Origin of the sequence: Fibrobacter succinogenes (assembly GCF_902779965.1) — a bacterium.
Lineage (GTDB): Bacteria > Fibrobacterota > Fibrobacteria > Fibrobacterales > Fibrobacteraceae > Fibrobacter > Fibrobacter succinogenes_F.
On sequence record NZ_CACZDK010000038.1, the window covers coordinates 25,118 to 48,638 of the forward strand.

The following is a 23,521-nucleotide window of genomic DNA, read 5'->3' on the forward strand; positions in this document are numbered from 1 at the left end:
AGGAATGATGCCACCAGCAGCAAGAATTACAGATATGCATACATGCCCCATGCAAACGCCGGCGTTTCCTTCGCCGATTCCGCATGTGGGCGGCCCCGTTGTTGGGCCTGGTGCCCCTACCGTATTGATAGGCAAGCTCCCGGCTGCTGTCGTGGGCGATTCGTGCGTTTGTGTCGGCCCGCCCGATTCCATTATAAAAGGTTCTGCCACCGTGATGATTTGCGGAAAACCCGCGGCGCGCATGGGCGATTCTACGGCGCATGGCGGCACAATTGTACTTGGCTGCCCAACGGTGATGATTGGAGGTTAGGGTGCTTGATACTTCATTTTTAGGGCGTGGATGGTCGTTCCCAGTTTCGTTCTCCGAGAAAGGGGGCGCAAAAATGTCGGAATTCGAAGACGATATTGCAGAAAGCTTGCGCATTATCTTGATGACATACCCCGGTGAACGTACGATGCAGCCGGAATTCGGCTCGCGTTTGAGAGATTTTTGCTTTGAATCTTTTTCATTGCGCACCGAAACGCTTATCAAAGGTGAAATTCGAAGAGCGATACTTTTGAATGAGCCGCGCGTCGATGTAGAAGCCGTTGTCGTGGAACAGACTGAAAAAGTGGGCGTGCTGAATATCAATGTTGTTTATGTTGTACGTTCTACAAATAGCCGTAGGAATTTGGTGTTCCCGTTCTACTTGAACGAAGCGACGGATGTGAGCATTTAGTTGATGATTGAACAATATGGCTGGTAAAATTTTTCGAATACAGGATGGATTGAGTCAGAGCGCCCGCGAGTTTAAAGAACTTGCGCCGGGCTTTTATTCAATTGATTCGGTACCTCAAGAAGCGCTTCTTGGGATTATGAAAAACTATGCCAGAAAAAATGGCTCTCCGCATTTCTTTGATAATGTTGACTTGGCTAAAGTCGTAGAAATGCTGAATGGCGAGGCCGATGGCAGAACGGATCCGGCTGTTGCTATTTATGCCGTTTGTGCAAAGCTTATGGGTCGCGTGCAGGGGGCGCTTAATCAATTCCCGGATAAGCGGATTGATTTTTATTACCGCAATGTTCTCGGCGAATCGAATCGCGCGGCCGAAGGCGACCATGCTTTTGTCACGTTTGAATGTGATAACGACGATGTTTCGTGCGTGCTCCCCAAGGGAACGCGCTTTAGCGCTGGCGAAAACAGCAAGGGCGAAAGCGTCATATTCGAATCCATTAACGATACGGATATCAATGATGTAAAGGTCGCGCGAATCCTCACGGTTTCTTGTGCAAGGGGTTACCCGATTACGCAGGCCGAAATTCCTGTGTACACGCCGAAAAATGCGAGCGGGCTTAAGATGACTCCGTACCCATTGTTTGGCCTTACGCGTTCAAACGATTTGCCCGAAGGAACAGAATTTTCCAAGGTGGGTATCTGCATTTCGAACCGCATTTTCTACATGTCTAGCGGCGTGCGAAATGTAAAAATGAATGTCATCTTTTCTGCTGCTTCGGTGCGCGATACCGTTGTCGAAAAGAAAGAGGGCAATGCCAGTGAATTTTCGGCGGCGTTTTCGAATGCGTTTGCCATTTCGGTGACGGCACAAAACGGCTGGCTTGATATAGATGATTACAAACTCGGCTGCTGTAACCTCAGTTCCGAATGCCCAGAAAATCAAATATCCCTAGAGTTTACGATTAAAGATACGGACCCGGCTATTGTCAATTACGATCCCGAAATTCATGGCGGTGATTATCACGCTAAAAATCCGGTGCTCCGCCTTTTGGTAAATCCGCGAAAGTCCGAAGCGCTTTGGTATTCGCTGATTAAATTGCAGATTCAAAGCGTTCATGTCGAAGTGAATGTTTCGAAATGTCGCGATATCGTTGTTTCCAATGAATATGGCCCTGCATCGACTCTTTTGCCGGTGCAAATATTTGGCTCTGTTCCTAAAGTGGGTAGCGCCTTTATTGTCGGCTGCAAAGAAATTTGCGGAAAAAAACTGGAATCGTTTGGAGTTCGCGGCAAGTGGAGCGGGCTACCGATTTGTAAGGATTTTTCGGAATGGTATTCGCAATACGATACCCCTCCGCATACCTCGGACTTTGAAGTATCGCTGAGCGGGTTGTATGGCGGTATATGGATCCCGTCCGAAAAAACGGCGGTTACATGCAAACTCTTTAACACCGAAAAAAATACCTTCTTTGGCTATGATCGCGGTGTTGCTGAAATTCCGACGGATTTCAATATTTCGTTCAATAGCATTGTCGGTTCGCGCGTGAGTGGCCTTGTTCCAGATGACGATAACTTTATGTATTCGCCGATGATGAAGGATGGATTTTTCAAGATTCAATTGATTTCTCCGTCCAAGGCTTTTATGCATGGCGAAATTTCACGCGCTATTTGCAATTCGTTCTTGTCGCAAATCCTCAAGAAAAAGAATGTGGATAACTTGCCGAATCAGCCTTATACGCCGAGTGTCGAAGATTTGTATGTCAATTACACTTCTTATGCCGATGTTTCGATTGTCTCGAATGCTCATGATGTGGATGGCGTTTTCTATTTGCATCCGTTTGGGTATAGCCGTAAAGAAGTTGTATTTATTCGAAATGGCGCATTGTTCTTGGGGCTTACTTTTAAGGGTAAACCGAAAAAAGCAAATCTTTATTTTGTCATGAACCGCGACTCCGCTTTGCGCTCGAACGGTAAGTATTGCTGGGCCTACCTTGGGCAAAATGGCTGGAAAGACTTGCCCGACGAAAATCGCTTGGCCGATTCAACAGCGAACTTTACGTCGTCGGGAATCGTGACGCTTGACTTGCCGCAGGATATGGCGAGCAAAACGCATTTGATGCCGCAAGACATGTATTGGATTCGCATTACGCCGCACAACGATAGCTGGCGTGAATGTTCTAGACTTTTGACAATCTTTTCGCAGTCTCTCGAAGTCAAGCGCGTTAGCGGTTTTGAAGACGGGAGCATTTTGGAACACTGCAAACCGCAAACCATCAAGGAAGTTTCGACAAGCGTTAGCGGACTTTCGTGTGTTTACCAGTTCGAAGAATCGTTTGGCGGAAAGGCCCGTGAATCTGACCACAAGATGCGTGTGCGTGTCGCAGAATCGCTGTACCACAAGAATCGCAGCGTTTGCATCGAAGATTATGAACGCATGATTTTGGAAGCCTTCCCGGAAGTTCACAAGGTAAAATGTTTCCCGCATGTGAGAATGAGCGAGGTGTCAAAGCGCTACGACTTTACAAGCCCTGGGAACATCTTAGTCGTTCCGGTTTCATCGCTGTATTGCGATGGAAGTTTCCAGTGGGACCCTTGCTTGAACGGTTCTGTTTTGCGTGATATCCGCGAGTTCTTGCAAAAAAAAGTGACAGGCCTTGCCAAGATTCGCGTTATCAATCCCTTCTTTGACAAGTTGCAAGTCCGTTGCAATGTCAAGCTGCGTAGCCGTGGTGACGAAGGTAAAATCCTGTTGGATTTGAATGAAAAAATCAACCGCTATCTTTCGCCGTGGTTCCCGGAAGTGGGCGGGATTACCGAACATTTTGGCTGGTCGCTCGACAAGGAAAACCTTAAAGCGTATATCGAAAGCCTTGACTACATTGAGCAAGTTGGCGATGACTTTACCATCATGAAAATTGTATCGACGGACGAGCAAAAATACATGGTGAACCTTTTTGAAAATACGGACGATAAAATTTTGCGCGGCTCGTTCCCATGGAGTATTTCGGTGCCTATGCGCAAACACTTTATTAACGATGTCAATTCGAGTGTACGCTCGTGTGCTGATAACGTCAATAACGGATATGGCGGTCTTGAAATTGGTCAAACATTTATCATAAGGAAATCATGATGTCTGGACAAAATATGCAATATCTCAAATTGAGTCGTAAGGAGCTGAAAGAGCGCTTTAAGGCTGGCCGCATGCCGACCGAAGAAGACTTCATGAGCCTTATTGATTCTTTGGTGAATTCCGTTGACGAAGGCTTTGACGTTGACGAAGAAATCGGCCTGCAAGTCAAGCAGAAAAAAGACAGCGGTTGCTTGGCCAGCTTTTTTGTGAACCTCACGGAACATAGGCCGCAATGGCTCTTGAAACTTCGCAAGAACATTGAAAGAAGCGAAAGCTCGCTGAATGTAAAAACGCCGAACATGGGTTCCGATGATACGGGGCTAACGATTGTTAGCCCGAACAATGCCGATGGCGCAGAACCGAAAGTGCGTGTGGGCGTTGGTAATGCCGCCCCGCGATGCGAACTCGATGTGGATGGCTTGATTGCGTCAAAGGGCCGTGTCGGTGCGGAAAATCCGCAGTTTGAAATTATTGCCGATGGCGAATGGCACAATGTCACAGACGTTTTGACGGGCTGTAATTGTTTTGAAATCGTAGCCGGTGTCGGAGGCAACGAAGGCGATGGCCGCTTTGCGCTTGCGCATGCCATTGCCGTGAACGTGTTCAATGAGCACCCAACCGTAGAAATCACGCAGTCGTATAGCGGTGGGCGAGGCTCCAAAATCGACATCCGCTGGAGAAAAGGCGAAAACAAGTACGAATACACGCTCCAAATGCGTGTTCGCCACAAGTTCGATAAAACGGGCAAAATCAAGGTGCGCTATCACATCACAAAGCTTTGGTATGATACGCAGATGATCGGATCTATTGTGAAATGAGTGAATTGAAATCCATAACGATATCTCGCCAAGAGGTTCGCCCGTTCGATTACGCCGCCATTCGCGAAGAAGCTATTGGGCTTGTTCAAAAGTTGAGCGGAAAAATTTGGACGGACTATAACGCCCATGATCCGGGCGTGACGATCTTGGAACAGATTGTCTTTACGCTGACGGAACTCGGTTACAAGACGGGTTTCGATGTGGCGGACTACCTCTCGGATGCGAGCGGGTATATCGATTATGATTCGCAGGCGATGTATGCCCCTGCGTATGTGACGCAGCGTTTCCCGGTGACGCTAGAAGAATATTCTGCGTTTTTCAAAAAACAACTTTATTGCGAAGACCCTAACACGCATTGGCGCTGCTACCCCGAAAAAGTGAACTTTGTCATTGACGAAAATGGTTTTTACAAAGTCGAAATTTTCATGTCGGGAACTGCAAACGATTGGATCAGTGGCGCCATTTTTACAATGTTCTGGCGGTTGTGGCGTAGGTGGCGTTGCATGGGTGACCATGTTTGTGATGCTCGCATCAAATGGCTTGGCGGGCGTGCTAAATTCGAGGCATACACGGATGATCAAAATGATGTGGAAATGCCGCACGGAACCCACCGCGATGTGGCCGATTTGGAGCCAATCATTGATCTTTTCCCGACGATTTATAGGGAAGGGGAGGGCGTGGAACCGCTAAAGAAATTCTTGGCGCCGATTGAATATGTCTTTAAAAAGTTCTTGAGCTTGATCGAAACTTTTCCGCAGCTTTTTTCTGTGCGCAATGTGGACCTCGATAAGATTTTGAAAAATCTAGAACAGTACAACAGTGCGCTGGATCAGATGCTTGCCATGTATGGCGTGCATTTCCCGCAATTTAACTTTATAGAACTTACAAAACTGACACGTTGCAAAGTCCAGTTCTTGCGTGAACTCCCGAAACTTTTGCAGCACCGTTCAGGCAAGGCTTGGCGCCGCCGTGTTGAATTGATGCTTGGAATTATCCATGATTCGCACGATAAACTTAAAATATTCGATGTCGATGGAGTATTTGCAAGCGAAAGGCCTGGCCGCATTCACATTATCATCTTTAGCGAAAATAAAATGGATGAATGTGATGCCGATGCGGTTGAACGCTTTGTCTGTAACGAAATTCCAGCGCATTTGCTCCCCGTGATTTATTGGGCCCCAAAAAATGAATGTCGTGCATTTGCAAAACTTTATGTCGAGTGGATTAACGATGTCCCGATGAAGATTATAACATCGCCGCAAGTGATGAATTGGCTTTCTTCTCATAAACAATGTATTTCTAAGAAGATTTGGCTATGAGTGGGTCGCAGAACATCATTGACAATGTTGATTTGAATCTATCGCTCGATGGATATGCTTCGGAGCTTGTTTCGGAGCGTAATCTTTATGGCTTTGCGCAAGGCTTGCTTGCGGAAACGTTAGACGAAGTTTTGGATGCTACAAATGTCAATGGAAATGTTCTGCTTGATTCGCTTACCATTGATTTGAATGTCGATGGTAGTGGTCCTGTTTTTGAAAATATTGCAAAAGCACTGCAAAACACGCTAAAGTCAAAATTGGCTTCTGCGGTGTTCAAAGCGCAAAGTTCGCCGATTACGGATATGCTTGCCGAAGTTTATCGCCGTCATTTGCCGGCCGAAAAATCCAGCAGTATCGAACACCTGTTCAATGATTTGGCAGAACAATGGAAGCGTGAACATGTGGGGCAAGAGTTTAAGCCGCTTTCACTTGCTGAATCCATTATTTTGCGCATGCAGCAGGAAAATCCCAATATCGATGTAAAACAAATTGCGTATATCGTTTATCAAAATATTATGAAGATAAATGATGCGCAGAAAAAGCAAAACAAGCAGCCTAAAATTCAGACTGATAATTCAGAGAAAATTTACGAAGTGCCCGATGCTGGGCTTGTATTGCTGTCGCCCTATATTCCGGCGCTGTTCCAACGAACCGGTTGCATCGCCAAAGATGCTTTCCAAAGCGATGATGCAAAACGCAAAGCGCTTTCGATCCTTAAATATGTGGCTTATGGCAACTATGCGGAACCGCCAGGAAAATCGGCTTTGATGAATCTTTTTTGCGGGTTGCCGGTAACGCCCGTGCTTTTTGCCGATGAACTCCCGAAAATAATGGATGAAGAAAAAGAATTGGTTGAAGGTTTGCTGAAAGCGGTAATTGCGAATTGGTCTGCGGTGGGGCACATGTCGCCTGACGGATTACGTGGAACTTATTTTGTACGTGGTGGAAAAATCAATATGGAGGGTGCTGCTGATTTGCTGACTGTCGAAAACAAGACCTTTGACATCTTGATCGATAGGCTCCCGTGGGGCTTTACCGTAATAAAGCATCCTTGGATGTCCAAAATTTTAAACGTGAAGTGGAGATGATAACATGTCATTCCTGGCTTGAGCGTGAATCTCCTAGAAGGTAAAGAATTGTAATGAGCATTGATTTGACAAACGAAATCGAATGGTGCAAGGCGGTCATTGACCTGCGTTTTTCGCAGTACTTTTCCGCTGACGACAGCGAAGAAAAAAAGCTGCAAATCGAGATGGTAGAACCGCCCGAACTCGATGACGATTCACCTTACGGTCTCGTCGTTGCGCAATTTAACCTTGGCTTTTACGAACGCATCGTGATTGCGCTAGCTTTGATTCCGCATCTTTGCCCGCAGGCGCTCGATTCGTTCTTGTTGAACAACCGCACTCTTGGTCGCCCCTACACGGAATTTGGCGGCTGGCACGGCAAAAGCCATTCCGGATTTTTGCCCACGTGTGAAACGGCTCTATTTCTCCTCGCAGGTAACGATATCGCGAAACGTTTGCAAATGATGTCTCTGTTCGAGCCTTCTTCGGTGCTTTTGGCGCAGCGCATTTTGGTGCTCGAATACGGCGAACCGGGTGAACCTGCAAATTCGGCGGCGCTCCGTGTATCATCGGAATATCTAGAGTACTTTACGACAGGCGTTCGCAATAAGCCCGACTTTAGCATGCATTTCCCGGCAAAGCTCATCACGACCAACTTGCAATGGGAAGATCTGGTTTTGAGCGAAGAAACTCTTGACGATATCAACCAGCTTTTGGCTTGGATTGAAAAAAGCAATGTCGTGCTTGATGATTTTGGACTCCGCAAAAACCTCAAGCGCGGCTACAGGGCGCTGTTTTACGGCCCGCCGGGAACCGGCAAAACGCTTACCGCCACGCTCATTGGCGCAAAAGTCGGCATGGACGTTTATCGCGTGGACTTGTCGCAAGTCATCTCGAAGTACATCGGCGAAACCGAGAAAAACCTCTCGAACATTTTTGACCAAGCGGAACACCGTAACTGGATTCTCTTTTTCGACGAAGCGGATTCGCTCTTTGGGGCGCGAACGCAAACGAACAGTTCCAATGACCGAGCCGCGAACCAAGAAATCTCCTACCTGTTGCAACGCGTCGAAGATTTCCCGGGCATCGTGATTCTGGCGAGCAACCTCAAGTCGAACATTGACGAAGCATTTTCGCGCCGCTTCCAGAACGCCATCTATTTCCCGCTCCCGGAAGCCGAAGAGCGCATGAAACTTTGGTCGAACATCTTCTCGAAAAAAACTATACTTGAAGACGATGTCGATTTAGACAAGTTTGCCGAAAAATATGAACTTGCGGGGGGTGCGCTTACAAACGTTGCGCGTTATGCGGCTCTTTGCGCTGCTCAGGAAAATCGTAAAAAAATTTGTAACGACGATATTATTCGTGCCTTGGCTAAGGAATTACACAAAGAAGGAAAAATACTATGAAAATAAAATTGCCCCTTATTGGCATTATCGCTTGCCTTCTCGCCGTCTTTTCGTTTGCGGAAAAAGATGCCAACACGTCGATGTCTTATTATCAAATAGTTTTGGATTCGAATCGTGTTTTGGCTGACTCGACATTACGTTCGTTGTTCAGCGATACCTCTTCTAGTGAATATAAAGCTCTAAAAAGTTTGGAGGGAATCGTTTTTCGTGATTCGGAATCTCTTTTGAACTATGGCTTTAATTCGTATGTTTCTCTTTCGAATATTTGTGCTGATACAGGGAGTGTCTCGAAAAAGAAAGGCAAAAGATCCAGCCATCGTTGCACAGATCGTTATTGGCAGAATACTCAGGAATCGCTCCGGGATACTTCGAAGTTCCCTAAATTAGTTGATGCTTTGATGGTTCGAGAAAATGACTTGGACACATCCGTTGTCGTTAAATGGAGCGGTAAAGACTGTGGCTGTAGCCATAAAGATGAACTTGACGGAGATGTGTTTGGAATCTATCCGTTCTGGTATGCAAAGGATTTAAAATGGGTTGATTTTGAAGGTATTACTCGGCTTTCCTATTATGGATTGAAAATTGATGATGACGGTAGGCTTTTCATGCCTTTTGGAAATTTGGCCTTGCCATATTTAGAGAAAAAGGAACATTATGATTTTGTGAATAAAGCCCACCGCCACTTTGTAAAACTTGATTGGATTGTTTTTAAGGACGACTGGAATAAATTAGAATCTTCGAATTTGCAATTGTTTTTTGCGAAACTTACCGATGAAATAAATAAGTTGTTAAATAAAAAAATTAACTCGCCTTTGGAACGCCTTGTAAATGCTTTTACCTTTTATGCAGATGAATATGAAAATCGAGGTGATGGCGTAACGCTTTACTTTAAAAATTATCCAAAGACCGATGTGGCTACGGAGGCTTTCAGAGTATTTTTCGGTCAATTGAAAAAAACGCTCTCTAGTGTAAATAAGGAAGTGCTTGTAAATATCATGATGGATCGTGCTGATTTGGCCGATGAAATGAAACGTCATAAAAAGTCTCAAGAAAATAGAGGTATTTATAGCTACGAAAACATTGCTGAGCTTTTCGCTCTTTCGGAAAATGGTAAGAGGATGAGCAAAAGGCAAGTCAAGAATGAATTGAATAACCGTTTGTTCGTTGTTGTTGATGAACCGGTTTCGCGAGGAAAGCGATTTATTATGGATGGCTTGAATCAGCATTTGGATGGCGTTGATCGCCGTAAACTTTTGCAAGCAATTGTGCCCGTTCTTTGGCTTGATCGAATGCAATGGAACCAACTTCCTAAAGATGCAATGTATTATGTTGATTCGTATTATGGCATGGGTATTGCACCCTATGTTACGGATGTTAATGCCGCCGATACGACGTGTGACATTGATGGTAATCCGGGAGCCTGTATGATTCAGCATTTTGAAAATGACGAAGGAAAAAATGAACGACAGGGGAGTATTGCCATGTTTGTTTGTAAGCATCGCTGGCTGTTCCGCTTTATGAATGTTATTGCCTTTTTTGTGGCGGTTGCCGCTCTTGTCGGTTACTTTGTATCATACCGATTGGAAGATTATTTCAATAACCATTTGCTCTATTTATTGGGCATTGTCGTTGTTCCCTCGACAATCATGATGATTATCATTTCGAATTTCGATCCGGCTGTTTCTGCGATTAGCGGCATATTTGGAATGTTGCCCATCTTTATTTTGCTTTTGGTTATTGTTGCAATTCTTCTTTTGCAGGTCGAACGAAAAACGGACGTGCCCAAGAGATTTAAAAAATAAAATGTGGCTTTAAATGGAAAAATTTTAAAGAAGGAAACGTACTATGAAACTCAAATTTCCCCTTATTGGCATTTTGGCTTGCTTTCTCTCTGTCTTTTCGTTCGCAAAAAGCGATGCGATGAGTTACTACATGGTGTCGCCCGAAAAGGTAGAAGAGTACGTAAAGCTGGACTTGCTCAAGGATACCGTCAAGGCTTTTGAAATTCTTGACAAGTACAGGGCTTGGTTTTTCGAAAGCCGAGTCCAAATGTCCGAAACCATCCAGCAGGAACTCAAGGAATTTCCGCAATTCAAGAAAATCGTGAATAACTTTATCCAAGCGACATGGATATTGCGCGAAGACGAATCTATCGACAAATCGGGCATGATGAATTACCGTGTTTGGCTTGGAGATCGTGGGCTTGATTCGCTGAAGTGGTATATCCGTAACGACTTGAAAAATGTCAACTATTCAAAGTCGGCCAACAAGTTCCTTGATGATTTGCAGGGAATCATTTTTGCAGATACGTTGCTTGCGCATCATTATGCCATGAGCCTTTTTGCGGCATCGGTGGGTGTCTGCAACGATTCCGTGGTGAACCGTTATATTAAAGATGGTGACCTTAGGTGGAGTGACGATCAAATCAAGGAACTGTTTGAACAGCGCAAAGTGAAGCTTTCGGATTTTTTAAAGGATATAGAAAAAGAAAAAAAAGTAAAAAAAGGAAAAAAGCCTGAATCTGATATTGAACGTGTGTTAAGATTCCGTGAATTGTATAACGGCCGTATTTGTAACGATGAACGTTGGAAATTCGTGTCCCAGGGCCTCGAAACTCTTTATTCCCGCAGCCTTGCTGACCTCGTCGCATTGTCGATGGTCAAGCAAAACACCTTTGACGAAAAGACTCCTATAAACTGGAAACGAAAAAAATGCGGTTGCAGCCACAAAGACGAACTGAATGGGGAAGTGTTTGGAATTTATCCGTACTGGCTTGCGAACGATACGACTAAATGGATTGATTTTGAAGGCGTGACACGCATGGCCTATTACGGGTTGCGCGCAACGGACGAGGGTGCACTTGAAATGCCTTCGGGCATGCTTGCCAAGGATTACTTGAACGAAGAACAAAATTATGAGTTTGTCAATGAAGCGCACCGCCATTTTGTAAAAATGGACTGGATTGTTGAAAAGGATGACTGGAATGAATTGAAAAATCCCGATGCTCTAAAAGGTTTCTTTGCAAACTTGATAAATGAAATCGATGAAATCTTGAACAAGAAAATCAGTTCGTCTTTTGAACGCTTTTTGAACATGTTCTCGGTGTACGTTAACGAGTCTGATTTCCGCGGTGACGGCGTGACGCTGTTCTTCAGGAACTATCCGAAAACGAAGGAAGCGACACTTTTGTTCAATACGTTCTACAAGCAACTGCAAACTAAACTTTCTGAAAAGAACCCGAACGTAATCGTGAACCTCATGATGCATCGTTTGGATCTGAGCGAAAATGAACACGAACAGCTTTATGACAGCTTTACATTTAAAGACAACGGCATTTACAGCTTTGCGAACTTTGCAAAAATTGCGATAAACTCCGAAAATAAAAAATTCGCGAAGTATTCTGACCGCGGCAAGGATCTTAAAAACTACTTGCTCGTAGTGGTGGAGGAACCTGTCTCGCGAAGCAAACGCCTCGTGGTGAGCCAATTGAACCAGCAGCTGAACGGCGTTGACAGACGCAACGTGCTCCATTCTGTTGTACCCGTACTCTGGTTCGACAATAAGCAATGGAGCCAGTTGCGCGAAGACGCCATGTATTACAACGATACCTATTACGCCTTGGGCATTGCACCCTATGCGACCGACTTGCAGGCAAACGACTCGTGCCGCGTTTCAGGGAATCTCGGGATGTGCTTTATGCAGTACTTTGAAGTCGAAAACGGCAGCAGCGAACGCCAAAGCGCATTCTCGGCTTTTGTCTGTACGCACCGCTGGCTGTTTCGCCTGCTGAACTTCATTGCGCTTGCCATCGCCGTGGGCCTAATCGTAAGCTACTTTGTGTCTTGCCGTGTGTCGGACTTTTTCAACCGCCATCTGGGACTTTTGCTCTGTATCGTCGTGTTGCCATTTGGCTTTACGATGGCGCTCCTTTTGAGCCTGGACCCCTCTGTAGCGGGATTCGGACTCATTGGAATGTCTCCCATTCTCGTTTTGCTTGCGATAATCATCGCCATCATCCTGCACCAAGTTTATATCCAAAATGATTTACCCAAACGCCGCAACCGGTAATCAGCCCCAAACCGCCTCCGAAACGTCATTCCGGCCAGAGCCTGTCCTGAGCACAGCCGAAGGAAGCCGGAACCTCCCTGTGTCATCCTGAACCCCGTAGGGGTGAAGGATCCAGTGAAGTCTCGTTTGGCTTGTCATTCTCGACCGTCAGGGAGGGAATCCATAATTTCTCGGACGAAAATCCAGTAACATTTAACAAAACATAAGGAAACATCTCATGACCTCAACATACACTCAAAAATCCGACGCCATCCAGCGCATGGCAAGTCACAACGCCGCAAGCATCATGGACTCTTCTGCACAAGGCGCAAGCCTCCAGCGCAAAGCCGACATGATGGGTGGCACCATCCAATGCGAAGGCCTCGAAGATGAAGAATTGCCCGCCCAAGGCAAGTTCATCCAGCGCGAAGCCATCCCCGAAGAGGAAGAACTCGCGTAATAGTGACCCGCCCCGCGAACCTCCTCCTCAAACGTCATCCTGAGCAACGCGAAGGATCCAGTTAAGTCTAGTGTCGCATTGTCATCCTGAACCCCGTAGGGGTGAAGGATCCAGTGAAGTCTTGACCTTGCACCGTCATCCTGACGCTGAAGGCGGAAGGATCCAGTTAAATCTTGGTTATACGTAAAAAAGGAATCTCCCATGTCCACTACATACGCACAACGTCAAACTACAGCACAAAAGAAGGATGCCTCCTCCGCATCCTCGGTCCTTGACAATTCTTCGCAAAGCGAATCCCTCCAGCGTAAAGCGGACATGGCAAACAATGCGGCCCAGCGTGCGGAGGCTCCGCGACCGAACAACACGGGAATGCCGGATAATCTAAAAGCTGGTATTGAGAGTCTTTCGGGGTTCTCGATGGACGATGTGCGTGTGCATTACAATAGCAGTAAGCCCGCTACCGTTCAGGCGCTTGCTTATACGCAAGGGACTGACATTCATGTTGCTCCTGGTCAAGAAAAACATCTTCCGCATGAAGCATGGCATGTTGCACAGCAAATGGCTGGCCGTGTTTCTCCCACCACGAATATCAACGGAATGCCTGTGAATGATAACGCTGCGTTAGAACATGAAGCCGATGTGATGGGAGAAAAGGCTGTGTCGCAAAGGTTAGAAAATGTAAAAAAATTACCAAAAAGCGTGCATAAGTTCGCTTTGCAATTAAAACCAGGAGATCCCTGCGATATGGTTTGCGCAGCAGATATACTATATCGCGATGGGAAAAAAATCAAACATGTAAAAGGAGTTGGCTACAATGACTGTAACCCCAATAGTATTTCAAGTGTGTTGGAGGTGTTCAATCAACGTAACTTGACAAAATTGGCGACGCCAAATTATCAACATGGCCCTAACCCTCCAGGACAATGTGCAGAGCCGCACGCTTTTGCTGACGCTTTAAAAAAAGATTCTAATATAAATGCGTCTAATATTTTAGATGTATTTATTAGTGAGTCTGTTATCAGAAAGTTAGCTACAAAAAAAATTACAAACGTTTCCACGGGAGACAAACCTCTTTCTATAAAGACATATTCAAGATGCGAGACTTGCGCTCAATGGATTCAGTCTGATGGACATGTAAAGCCTTCATATTTGCAAAAAGAAGAAAAAGATAAACCAGGCATCATAAATTTTTCAAACGAAGATTCATCAATATTGAAAAAATATGACAAAATGGATGACGAAAAAATGGTTTTCACTGAAAAAAAATTTCATAATGTAAATTTTCTAATCCAGGAGCATAGCCCCCTACCCGATTGGTTTAAAGAAGACGATGAAATAAAAAAAATAAATAGCCAAGAAAATTTACGGACTATAATAAAGAAACAGTTATTAAAAAATAGAACTTGTGAAATCATTAATCAAGCGATAAACATTGTGAGACTCGTGACAGCTTATTCAGATGTACAAGAATGTAGCATATTCTCATCTGAATATGTAGAAAAAATCAATGAATTAAAGAATGTTCTGCGTCAAGAAGGAGCCAACAATCAAATTCAAGATCAGATAAAAAAAGCTACAGACAAAGAAACACAAAAAAAGCTTTCTATGCGGAAAAAACAAATAATAAAATCTTCTAAAACAATCAGGTCAGAAATTGAAAACAAAATAAATAAAGAATGCGAAACAGTTTATTCAACAATTGACCAAATCGCAGAAACAGAGAAAGACTTGCGTCACGTTTACGAAACAGAGAAAGACTTGCGTCACGTTTACGATTTCATTCAACAAAACAGAAAAATTGGAACGGATGAATTTACCATATCGGAAAATTTGGGATTTACAAAAGAATACACCGAGTATATTTTAGGCATCTTAGCAAAAAAAAGTTTAATTACCCCCCCAAGAAATAGAAAAGAAAGGGACCTTGCGAGAAAAAAAGCAAGAGACAGAAAATACTCTTGGGACTAGCTCCCCCCCCCATTTTTTACTACTTTATCCATACCCCACACAAAATAAACTATAAGGAGAAAATATGACCGACAACAACAGCTGCCAAAATAAGAAGAAATGGCTAGATGTCTGCGGGCGATTGATTAACCTGCTGCTTGCCATTTGCGGCACGGCCACCGCAATATTCGCCTACCACGCCTCGCTGAATTCTAACGAGATTTCCAGGCGTTCCTTCGAAAATGCGGAACAATGCACTTAGCTCATTATTTCGAGCAACATCAATACAGACTCCTGCCTAACTATAAACACCCAAAAAGATTTCAAAACAAATCATTCAGCGTCAATTCGTTCTGGATTTCGCAATATTTCAATTTCTGAATCATTACGAAAAAAGCCAAATGAAGTGAGATTTCGTAAAGGTTCAGCTAGTCACCCCACCCACTCCGCAAAATTCTCGGGCGTAACGGTCTCGATTTCGGCATCTGGATATCGGTTGGTAAACGCTTTGGTGACGCGGCTTTTCTTTTTCGGATTCCACTTGAATTCGAACGCCTTGATTTTTGAACCGCAGACTTCAAGATAGTCCACTTCCATCTGGTCGGTTGTCCGCCAAAAATAAGGGAGTCCATCGGCACGGCTGTAGGCGTTCCTTTTCATGCGTTCACTGATGGAGTCGTTTTCCCAGAGCGTCCCGATATCGTTCCTTTGCGGCACAGGTGTAAAATCGTTCAGTACGGCGTTGCGTATTCCGTTATCCCAGAAGTAATACTTTACGCCTTTCTTGATTTCGTTGCGCAAGTTGTTCGAATACGATGTTAACGGAAAAATGATAAACTGGCTTGAATGTAATTATTTTTTTTACGTTTGCCTTTTGCAAACAGCTTTTTCTATATAGATTTTAAAAAAATCATATGCTTAGGGGCGCTATATGAGTATTACGTATGCACAAAAGAATAAAAATGCGGTACAGACGAAACGTGAAAATTCCGTCTCAATCATTGATTCATCTTCACAAAGCAAATCACTCCAGCGTAAAGCTGATATGGTGAATAACGCTGCGCAACGAGCCGAGGCTCCGCGACCGAACAACACAGGAATGCCGGACAATCTAAAATCCGGTATCGAAAGCCTTTCCGGTTTTTCGATGGACGATGTGCGAGTGCATTACAACAGCAGTAAACCCGCAACTGTTCAGGCTCTTGCGTACACGCAGGGAACAGACATCCATGTTGCCCCCGGTCAAGAAAAACACCTCCCGCACGAAGCGTGGCATGTCGCACAGCAAATGGCGGGAAGGGTTTCGCCAACAACGAACATCAACGGCATGCCGGTGAATGATAACGCAGCGCTGGAACACGAAGCCGATGTCATGGGCGAGAAGGCTGTGCAATGCAAGAACGATTCAACTAGTAATCCAACTCTAGCAAAAATTCCTTTAAATTCTACAACTAAGCAATGCGGCAAAGGAGGCAAAAGAGGCGAAGCATGGGATGGTTCTTATTCTATTATAGAACACGCAAGCAAAACAACATTAGATGGTTATCCGGCCATTGCTACATTTGAACAAATGATAAAAAATCACGAAATAATCCATGAAAATTTGGCAAGACCAGATGGATGTAGTTATGCTTTGGAAAAGGGGGGATATGGAAAATGTCATTACGATAAGATGAAAAATGGTACCAAAACAATAAAAATAATAAAGGTTTATGCTGATCCTGAAATTGGTACTAGTACAAAACTACGCATAAACTATACCATAAATGCTGGCCACACGTTAACTTGCCAAAAAACTGTGTACAAAGGTCACTAAAAAAATAGAAATTCAACGGAATTCCCCTCATAAAAACTCTTGAGTACTCTACACAAAAAAAGCCGAAGACAAAATCCTCGGCCATTTTTATTCTATCAAAATTTCAAACAGGTCTTTATTCCTTTTGGCAAAGCAGTCAATCTTCTATTTCATCGTAAGCATCAAGTTGCTCTTCTATTCCAGGCTTATCACCCATTACGCAATGCACTGAAAAATAGTGATTCTTGTAAAAGTTATCTCGTGACATATTTTCATAACCCTTAGCTCCGGTATTGGTTCCATCAGAAGTGTTCTCTGTAGAAGACCAAAAATAGGAGTACTTATGCAAGCCTTTCCAGTAGTAATCGCCATTTTGAGATTGGTAAAAGAGTCTCCCTGCGGGTAACTGGGTAAACCTAAAATCGTCCGTTCCGTTTTGCTTTCCCATATAAGGATCTGGACACTTTCTGGATGGGTGGCATCACGAACTCCATCACGATTTTGGAACAGATGACCCCTACCTGTTCTTCATGAAAATGCTGGACGATAGCCAGAGCGCGAAAGAGGCGAATGAGAACATCATGGGCACTACCCCGAATAACATCCCCATCGTAACGCTATTTCCTCACCCTCTCGGTCCTAAAAACCTGTCCCCATTCAAATGGATCATGTGTTCCGGCATTTCGGCAATCCACACTTCGGTATCCCAAGCCAAATCAGCCGCGAACTTTTTATAGGTTGCAAAATCAAGGAATGCCGTCACAAAGATTTTCCCAGCCTTGACTTTCTTGGTCAAGTCGCTGAGTTCAACAATTCTCTTTGGGTCCATCGGTCCTACTGATGTAACGGCCTCCACAAAGAAAAGCCAGTTCTTTTCTTCGTTATAAAAGACGACATCGGGCATTTTGTCATGCAAAGTAATAGCAAAGCCAAGTTTCTTTAGAGTCTCAACATCCTTCACCAAATCTTTTTCTGTCGTATCGCCCACATATAGGCATTTGGCATTCGGAGCGAATCTCGGAGCAAAATCTTCAACAATAGCCTTTTGCAGTTTATTATGCTTACCCGGTGAAAGCGTCAACTGCAGACCATTTACAGAAAGCGCTTGTTTCTGTTTGTCTTTTTTCGAAGCATAGATGCTTTTGAGAGACTCATGTTTTTTCAGGAACGCCTTTACAGATTCTTCAGAACCCTTGTTTTTTAGCACATTCAAAAATTCTTCTGTCAATCGGTAGCGGTAATTTGGACTGTTCGTTGCCAGCCCATTATCCTCGACAAAAGCGGCTGTCCTAAAATGATGCAACGCATTTTTACGGACTGTTTCACGAGTGTTTTCGGCATAGGGTGTTTCACGATAGAACATGTTGATGTAACTCATCATATCGTGAATACGAATCCATTCATTCTGTGCGCATTCCCATTTGCTCTTTGGGTAGATTTTTGCCATGACCAGTAACACATAACAGCACAAGTCATTTTGCTGTTTTTCGGGAACGCCAAGAGCGATTAAGATTTTTCGGATTTTCTCGACATTGTTCATGCACAGGCCTCCTGAAGGATTTCATCGCACTTTCTTTCCGAAAAATCCTTGCTCTTTATAAGCATTCTGCCCATCTCCTGAATCTTTAGCATGTCCGGAACAGGCATAGAATTTACTTCGGTTGAATTGACCTGGGTTGAACCATTCAAAATTCTATAGTACGAATCATAAAGGGTCGAATTGAACAATACATACAGCCCATAAACGGTACATTCAGAAAGTTCTTCTTCGCCATCTATGAAGTTAATCTTGTTTTGTGTGCTGATGAATTGATACCCAGGGAATTTCCGTTTAAGATAAATTCCGCTTTGCAGTCTGCGTTTTTCTTCCTTGGATGTAAAGCGTTTTACGAAAAGGTAATTCCTGTTTTTTTGCAGCAGACTCTGTTTTTCGTTGGACACGAATTCATGCTCTATCCCCGCAGGGAATGAAACCCGTCCTTTTTTGATATGACGACTATAGAAAAGGGGAACATTGTTTTCAGATTCTTCCGATTCTAGCAACTCCGGAACACGAAAATCAACGACCAAACCGGTTTTCATTTTCATTCCTAAACTCGGTAATGTATTTTCGAAAGAACTGATTGTCTTTAGTACCTTCAGATTTTCCTTGTTTGCCGGCAGATAAACATAGTTGGTCAATGGGGACACTACTGTATCGTATGGAGCCTCGAAATGATGTATTTTGCTAAAATCGCCGTTGCCTTTCGTTGTTGAAATAGTAACCTTTGGAGAATGATTTTGTTGCTTTTTCAACTTGAAAATCATCGTTTCTTGCAAAACGGATTCCTTGTCAAACACATCGGTTCTGCTTTCAAACAAGTGAATTCGTTCTAATGAAGAGTTGCTGATTAAATATTTTCTAAAACTCTCAAAGTATGCGCCCGATGTCCAAGAGCGGGGCGTAATGTAAACCATTTGCCCGTTTTCTTTGAGATTGAAAATTCCCATTGCTGCAAAAAGGAAATATAAATTTGGGGCTCCATGACATACTTCTATGATCAAGTCGTATTTCTTCGTTTCCGTAGCAAAAAGGTTGCCATTGAAAGAGTCTCTTTGGGAGAGTATATAATTGTCTTCGATGACTTCGTAAGAAAACTTCTTGTATTCCTTTTTAACCAATTCAAGGTTGGACTTGAGCAACGGTAAAACATGCGAATCGTTTTCGTAACACACAACTTCAACTTTTACCGAAGAATCTTGTTGCAAAATTCTTTCTGCAACCGAAATAGCCAAAATGCCGGAACCAGCCCCTGCATCTAAAATGGAGACACTCTTTTTCAAATCAGCCAAATCAAATAACGACGCCATAAAACGAGCGGTTTCGACACTCGTAAAAAATTGCCCATACTCTTTTCTCAGAGTTTTGGGCATCTGCGATATGAAGTCATTTGTTTTTTGGCAGATAATATTCAGCATAATTCAAAAATACATAAAATAAATGTCAGTAAAATGACATCAATGGGACTATGTATTAAAAATACTCCAAAATCATCCGGCGTCATTTTTTTCACCCCACCCACTCTCCAAAATTCTCCGGCGTAACGGTCTCGATTTCGGCTTCGGGATATCGGTTCGTAAAGGCCTTGGTGATGCGGCTTTTCTTTTTCGGGTTCCACTTGAATTCGAACGCCTTGATTTTTGAGCCGCAGACTTCAAGATAGTCCACTTCCATCTGGTCGGTCGTCCGCCAAAAATAGGGGAGTCCATCTGCGCGGCTGTAGGCGTTTCTTTTCATGCGTTCACTGATGGCGTAGTTTTCCCAAAGAACCCCGATGTCGTTCCTTTGCGGCACGGGCGTAAAATCGTTCAGTACGGCATTGCGGATTCCGTTATCCCAGAAGTAATATTTTACGCCTTTCTTGATTTCGTTGCGCAAGTTGTTCGAATACGACGCAAGCGGGAAAATGATAAGCTAGGTTAAATGTAATTAAATTTTTATATTAATCTTTTGCAAACAGCTTTTTCTATATAGACTTTGGGGAAAAAAATATATGCTTAGGGGCGCTATATGAGTATTACATACGCACAAAAGAATGAAAACGCGGTACAGACGAAACGTGAGAAATCAGTCTCAATCATTGATGCATCCTTCCAAAGCGAATCCCTCCAGCGTAAGGCGGATATGGTGAATAATGCAGTGCAGCGTGCTGAGGCTCCGCGACCGAATAACACGGGAATGCCGGACAACTTAAAAGCTGGTATCGAAAGCCTCTCCGGTTTTTCAATGGACGACGTGCGTGTGCATTACAACAGTTCTAAACCCGCTACGGTTCAGGCTCTTGCGTATACGCAGGGAACAGACATTCACGTAGCTCCAGGTCAAGAAAAATACCTCCCGCATGAAGCATGGCACGTTGCTCAGCAAATGGCTGGCCGAGTTTCTCCCACCACGAACATCAACGGCATGCCGGTGAATGATAATGCCGCGCTAGAACATGAAGCCGATGTAATGGGCGAGAAGGCTGTGCAGTGTAAAGCTTTTGGAATAGAGAAAAAAAATAAAAGAATAGATTCAAGTTGTTGTCAGATGGCTAAAACAATACAGGAATTACAATATGATAATTCAGTGATAGAGTTGCTTTACAGTGTAAATCAATTTATAATGAATCATGAATTTAATAATGAAGATGATAAAAATGCTGCGGAAAAAATAAAAGGAGAAAGTGCTTTATATATAAGAAAATGGAATGATTTTTGTTTGAAACATGATTCTGAAGTTGCTTATTACATAAGTGATATAAAAAATATGCTCAGCTTTGTCAAACGTATGAATGTTGGCGGTTATTTATTGGATTACCATAAGGCTGATGAGGTTATTTCAGATTTGCTATTTTTAAAGAATGAACTTAAAGAAAGAGTAAGAAACTTTGAAATAACATGTGGTATAAAAGAAGAAAATGATACTCATTTTGATATAGTTTGTGCGAATGCTATGGAAATGTGTGATCGTGTGAAAGATAAATATATAAAAGCTTATTTTGGGAAAAAAAATAAGGGTCTAGTCAAACAGAAATATTCAGAAATAAAGAATGGACTAAATAAAATACAAAAAAACCGATTGTATGTTAATAATTATACGGCTGAATCTAATGTGGAGGCATATGTATATAAAGACGAGGATCCTGAACATAATAAGCATGCTGGTAAAATTCGTCTTACTAGGCTTTATCGTTTGGCGACTGAAAAAGGAAAGAATTCAAAAGCAGGGATGCTTATTCACGAAGCTTCTCATTTGGAACTAAAAACGAATGATTTGGCTTATGGTCCTGCAGAATGTAAAAAATTGAGAAAAAAATCACCTAGTAAAACAGTGGACAACGCTGATTCATATGCTATGGCCGCTGAATCGATTTCTCCACCTTGGTTTGTTTAAATGCAGACGACTTATACTCGAAAAAATGATGCTATTCAAAGAACGGCTGAAAATTCAGCCGCCTCCGTTAACGATTCCTCTTCGCAAATCAAATCCCTCCAGCGCAAAGCCGACATGGCAAACGCTGCCGCCCAGCGTGCAGTGGCTCCGCGACCGAATAACACTGGAATGCCGGTAAATTGCAATGATGTTATTCAATGCTTTAATTGTCCCGCATATTTTGAAACAGAAAATGACGAAGGTTGCCCAAATTCGAGATATTATGTGTTTAGAGATCATTTAGTGCGCATAGCTCCAATAAATACAAGAAGGTTCCCTACTCAAGAATATCATGAGGAAAGAAGAAATTTTGTTTATGTTCAAAGTGATGCTGCTCGTGAATTTTTAGAGGATCGTCCAATGCTTATGAAAAAAATTGAAGAATCTGACTACAGTAAGGATGTTGCAACATTAGACTTTGAAGTTGAATGCAATGGGGTAAAATTAGGCTTTTTTAAACGTTGGCGTAAAAAAAATTCGCTAAAAGAATTGAATAAGAACTATTATTCACAAATTTCAAGAACGCCGCAAATAGGGCTTAGTCCTTTTGACTGGGATGACGAATCCAGTCATCCTGGCCATCCTATAACAAGTAAGGAAGTTTTTAAAGATGATGCTGGTTTACAAAAAAAATTAGATGAAGAAAAAAATTTGGATATATATAGAAATCGAAATGAACATGCTAATATATTTGCTGGAGAACATGCAAAAGAAATTCAGGATGCCTTAAATCAGAATCTCGGATGGCATTATGGTCCGGAAAATCCTACTACGGCAAATGAAGAGGATTTTGAAGAAAGCAATAGAATGAATATGGATACATATTTTGAGTTTCTTTGGGATCTCGCGTTAGATGATGCTGAGGCTGGTGATGGGGTAGAACGCTCTAGAGATATTTTTGATGAGCGTTTTGCTGATGATGGTATAGTTAAATCATATTTTGCTCGATTGCCTAGATTTACAGGTGGTTCTATTGATGAAAAATGACGATAAAGTTGCCACACTTCCTGAACCAATTGCTCAAAGACTTTTATCTATAGACCTTCGTCTTGTTAGACCAATATTGCATTTCCGAAAAAGAAAAACAAATTTTTGCTAAGCTATAGCATTTGTGATAAAATCATATATTTCGTGGGCTATATGAGTATTACATACGCACAAAAGAATAAAAACGCAGTACAGACGAAAGTCGGGCGACTTTTGGGTAAAATCCACAAGTGATTAAAACTGATTAATCAGTGATTAAAGTGATTAATCACTTTTTCTCAAATTTCAATTTGCCGTTTTTCGCATGAAATCGGCGATTTTTCTTTTGGCATGCTTTTCGCATACGTTGCGGCATGAAAAAGAAAAATACTACACCGCATAAATCTCTCGAAGACTATCTCGTAAAGCCCGGCGAACAAAGTCCGTATGCCAATTTGCTAATCGATCTCGCGTTCAAAAAGGCGTTTGATCCCGACAAACCAGCCAGTCGCGAAAACCTTGTGAACCTGTTGAATGACCTGCTCGCGCCGCAACTCAAGCGACCGATCAAGAGCGTGAAAACTCGTAATGTCGCAAAGAATCTGAGCGGCAGCAAAGAATCTCGCACGGCGATTTTTGACCTACACTGCGAAGACGATGCGGGCAATTTGATTGAAATTGAAGTTCAAATCCGTAAACTGAAAAACTTCTCAAAGAGGCTCGCTTTTTACGCCAGTGAAATGGTCGCGAACCAAGCTGAAATCGGTTCGGGGTGGAAATTTAATGTCAAGCCAACATATGTTATTGCAATTACGCAAAAGACGGTTTTCAAGGACAATCGCATCATCCACCGCGCAACAACCGTTGATTTGGAAACTGGGGAACAGTTTGTT

19 protein-coding genes and 3 pseudogenes are annotated in these 23,521 nt (G+C 43.2%); 16 read left to right on the forward strand and 6 right to left on the reverse strand.

The features are described 5' to 3' along the window. Nucleotides 1-7: 7 nt before the first annotated feature. The 11 genes and pseudogenes from HUF13_RS14645 to HUF13_RS17635 form a co-directional block, all read left to right on the forward strand. Nucleotides 8-310 carry a PAAR domain-containing protein gene (locus HUF13_RS14645; RefSeq protein ID WP_173388089.1) on the forward strand — a complete coding sequence of 101 codons (303 nt, stop codon included), beginning with the start codon at nt 8-10 and terminating at the stop codon, nt 308-310. A 1-nt stretch (nt 311) separates the two neighbouring features. After that, the gene (locus HUF13_RS14650; RefSeq protein WP_290926216.1) at nt 312-719 is read left to right on the forward strand and encodes a GPW/gp25 family protein; all 408 of its coding nucleotides are present in this window, start codon (nt 312-314) and stop codon (nt 717-719) included. Nucleotides 720-735: 16 nt separating this feature from the next. After that, nucleotides 736-3,846 (forward strand): baseplate J/gp47 family protein, encoded by a 3,111-nt coding sequence (locus tag HUF13_RS14655; protein ID WP_173475815.1) that lies wholly within the window; start codon nt 736-738, stop codon nt 3,844-3,846. Between the two features lie 14 nt (nt 3,847-3,860). Further along, nucleotides 3,861-4,664, forward strand: coding sequence for a hypothetical protein (locus HUF13_RS14660; RefSeq protein ID WP_173475816.1), 804 nt, complete (start codon nt 3,861-3,863; stop codon nt 4,662-4,664). Continuing rightward, nucleotides 4,661-5,983: a hypothetical protein gene (locus HUF13_RS14665; RefSeq protein WP_173475817.1), complete on the forward strand. Its 1,323-nt coding sequence runs from the start codon at nt 4,661-4,663 to the stop codon at nt 5,981-5,983. Before HUF13_RS14660 ends, HUF13_RS14665 begins: the two co-directional genes overlap by 4 nt. Further along, nucleotides 5,980-7,071, forward strand: coding sequence for a contractile injection system tape measure protein (locus tag HUF13_RS14670; protein ID WP_173475818.1), 1,092 nt, complete (start codon nt 5,980-5,982; stop codon nt 7,069-7,071). Before HUF13_RS14665 ends, HUF13_RS14670 begins: the two co-directional genes overlap by 4 nt. A gap of 53 nt (nt 7,072-7,124) precedes the next feature. Further along, on the forward strand, nt 7,125-8,459 hold the full coding sequence (locus HUF13_RS14675) for an ATP-binding protein (protein WP_173475819.1): 1,335 nt from the start codon (nt 7,125-7,127) through the stop codon (nt 8,457-8,459). Beyond that, nucleotides 8,456-10,261, forward strand: a complete 1,806-nt coding sequence (locus tag HUF13_RS14680; protein WP_173475820.1) for a hypothetical protein — start codon at nt 8,456-8,458, stop codon at nt 10,259-10,261. The genes HUF13_RS14675 and HUF13_RS14680 overlap by 4 nt, the downstream gene beginning before the upstream one ends. A gap of 43 nt (nt 10,262-10,304) precedes the next feature. Next, nucleotides 10,305-12,527: a hypothetical protein gene (locus HUF13_RS14685; RefSeq protein WP_173475821.1), complete on the forward strand. Its 2,223-nt coding sequence runs from the start codon at nt 10,305-10,307 to the stop codon at nt 12,525-12,527. 217 nt (nt 12,528-12,744) lie between these two features. Continuing rightward, the gene (locus tag HUF13_RS14690; RefSeq protein ID WP_173475822.1) at nt 12,745-12,966 is read left to right on the forward strand and encodes a hypothetical protein; all 222 of its coding nucleotides are present in this window, start codon (nt 12,745-12,747) and stop codon (nt 12,964-12,966) included. A 201-nt stretch (nt 12,967-13,167) separates the two neighbouring features. After that, nucleotides 13,168-13,629 (forward strand): annotated as a pseudogene (locus HUF13_RS17635) (DUF4157 domain-containing protein); the annotation flags it as partial. 1,408 nt (nt 13,630-15,037) lie between these two features. On the opposite strand, the gene HUF13_RS17450 reads toward HUF13_RS17635, so the two are convergent. Together HUF13_RS17450 and HUF13_RS14700 are read right to left on the reverse strand one after the other, a co-directional pair. Then, the gene (locus tag HUF13_RS17450) at nt 15,038-15,166 is read right to left on the reverse strand and encodes a hypothetical protein (protein ID WP_304039241.1); all 129 of its coding nucleotides are present in this window, start codon (nt 15,164-15,166) and stop codon (nt 15,038-15,040) included. A gap of 179 nt (nt 15,167-15,345) precedes the next feature. Next, nucleotides 15,346-15,747, reverse strand: a complete 402-nt coding sequence (locus tag HUF13_RS14700) for a DUF4143 domain-containing protein (RefSeq protein WP_369697085.1) — start codon at nt 15,745-15,747, stop codon at nt 15,346-15,348. Between the two features lie 247 nt (nt 15,748-15,994). Between HUF13_RS14700 and HUF13_RS17640 the strand changes: the two are divergent. Beyond that, a pseudogene (locus tag HUF13_RS17640) lies at nt 15,995-16,300 on the forward strand (DUF4157 domain-containing protein); the annotation flags it as partial. Between the two features lie 565 nt (nt 16,301-16,865). Here HUF13_RS17640 and HUF13_RS14710 read toward each other — a convergent pair. The 4 genes from HUF13_RS14710 to HUF13_RS14725 all read right to left on the reverse strand — a co-directional run bounded on the left by HUF13_RS14710 (nt 16,866) and on the right by HUF13_RS14725 (nt 20,159). Beyond that, complete coding sequence (locus tag HUF13_RS14710) at nt 16,866-17,156, reverse strand: FISUMP domain-containing protein (protein WP_173475824.1); 291 nt, start codon at nt 17,154-17,156, stop codon at nt 16,866-16,868. Between the two features lie 177 nt (nt 17,157-17,333). After that, a complete protein-coding gene (locus HUF13_RS14715) occupies nt 17,334-18,248 on the reverse strand; it encodes a BsuBI/PstI family type II restriction endonuclease (protein WP_173475825.1) in 915 nt (304 codons plus the stop codon). Further along, entirely contained in the window at nt 18,245-19,666 is a 1,422-nt protein-coding gene (locus HUF13_RS14720) for an N-6 DNA methylase (RefSeq protein WP_173475826.1), read from the reverse strand. Before HUF13_RS14720 ends, HUF13_RS14715 begins: the two co-directional genes overlap by 4 nt. Before the next feature lie 91 nt (nt 19,667-19,757). Beyond that, nucleotides 19,758-20,159, reverse strand: a complete 402-nt coding sequence (locus HUF13_RS14725) for a DUF4143 domain-containing protein (protein ID WP_173475833.1) — start codon at nt 20,157-20,159, stop codon at nt 19,758-19,760. A 249-nt stretch (nt 20,160-20,408) separates the two neighbouring features. Here HUF13_RS14725 and HUF13_RS17645 point away from each other — a divergent pair. From HUF13_RS17645 to HUF13_RS14740, 4 genes and pseudogenes are all read left to right on the forward strand, one after another. After that, a pseudogene (locus tag HUF13_RS17645) lies at nt 20,409-20,714 on the forward strand (DUF4157 domain-containing protein); the annotation flags it as partial. Between the two features lie 63 nt (nt 20,715-20,777). Next, complete coding sequence (locus HUF13_RS17650; protein WP_369697086.1) at nt 20,778-21,623, forward strand: M35 family metallo-endopeptidase; 846 nt, start codon at nt 20,778-20,780, stop codon at nt 21,621-21,623. Beyond that, on the forward strand, nt 21,624-22,649 hold the full coding sequence (locus HUF13_RS14735; RefSeq protein ID WP_173475828.1) for a hypothetical protein: 1,026 nt from the start codon (nt 21,624-21,626) through the stop codon (nt 22,647-22,649). A 353-nt stretch (nt 22,650-23,002) separates the two neighbouring features. After that, nucleotides 23,003-23,521 (forward strand): PD-(D/E)XK nuclease family transposase (locus HUF13_RS14740; RefSeq protein ID WP_173475829.1); only part of this gene is annotated, 519 nt, incomplete at its 3' end.

What these genes read in the sequence shown, in the direction of transcription:
- HUF13_RS14645 (WP_173388089.1), top strand. Translation starts at nt 8, where the DNA reads ATGCCACCAGCAGCAAGAATTACAGATATGCATACATGCCCCATGCAA.
- HUF13_RS14655 (WP_173475815.1), top strand. Translation starts at nt 736, where the DNA reads ATGGCTGGTAAAATTTTTCGAATACAGGATGGATTGAGTCAGAGCGCC.
- HUF13_RS14660 (WP_173475816.1), top strand. Translation starts at nt 3,861, where the DNA reads ATGCAATATCTCAAATTGAGTCGTAAGGAGCTGAAAGAGCGCTTTAAG.
- HUF13_RS14665 (WP_173475817.1), top strand. Translation starts at nt 4,661, where the DNA reads ATGAGTGAATTGAAATCCATAACGATATCTCGCCAAGAGGTTCGCCCG.
- HUF13_RS14670 (WP_173475818.1), top strand. Translation starts at nt 5,980, where the DNA reads ATGAGTGGGTCGCAGAACATCATTGACAATGTTGATTTGAATCTATCG.
- HUF13_RS14675 (WP_173475819.1), top strand. Translation starts at nt 7,125, where the DNA reads ATGAGCATTGATTTGACAAACGAAATCGAATGGTGCAAGGCGGTCATT.
- HUF13_RS14680 (WP_173475820.1), top strand. Translation starts at nt 8,456, where the DNA reads ATGAAAATAAAATTGCCCCTTATTGGCATTATCGCTTGCCTTCTCGCC.
- HUF13_RS14685 (WP_173475821.1), top strand. Translation starts at nt 10,305, where the DNA reads ATGAAACTCAAATTTCCCCTTATTGGCATTTTGGCTTGCTTTCTCTCT.
- HUF13_RS14690 (WP_173475822.1), top strand. Translation starts at nt 12,745, where the DNA reads ATGACCTCAACATACACTCAAAAATCCGACGCCATCCAGCGCATGGCA.
- HUF13_RS14710 (WP_173475824.1), bottom strand. Translation starts at nt 17,156, where the DNA reads ATGGGAAAGCAAAACGGAACGGACGATTTTAGGTTTACCCAGTTACCC.
- HUF13_RS14715 (WP_173475825.1), bottom strand. Translation starts at nt 18,248, where the DNA reads ATGAACAATGTCGAGAAAATCCGAAAAATCTTAATCGCTCTTGGCGTT.
- HUF13_RS14720 (WP_173475826.1), bottom strand. Translation starts at nt 19,666, where the DNA reads ATGCTGAATATTATCTGCCAAAAAACAAATGACTTCATATCGCAGATG.
- HUF13_RS17650 (WP_369697086.1), top strand. Translation starts at nt 20,778, where the DNA reads ATGGCTAAAACAATACAGGAATTACAATATGATAATTCAGTGATAGAG.
- HUF13_RS14735 (WP_173475828.1), top strand. Translation starts at nt 21,624, where the DNA reads ATGCAGACGACTTATACTCGAAAAAATGATGCTATTCAAAGAACGGCT.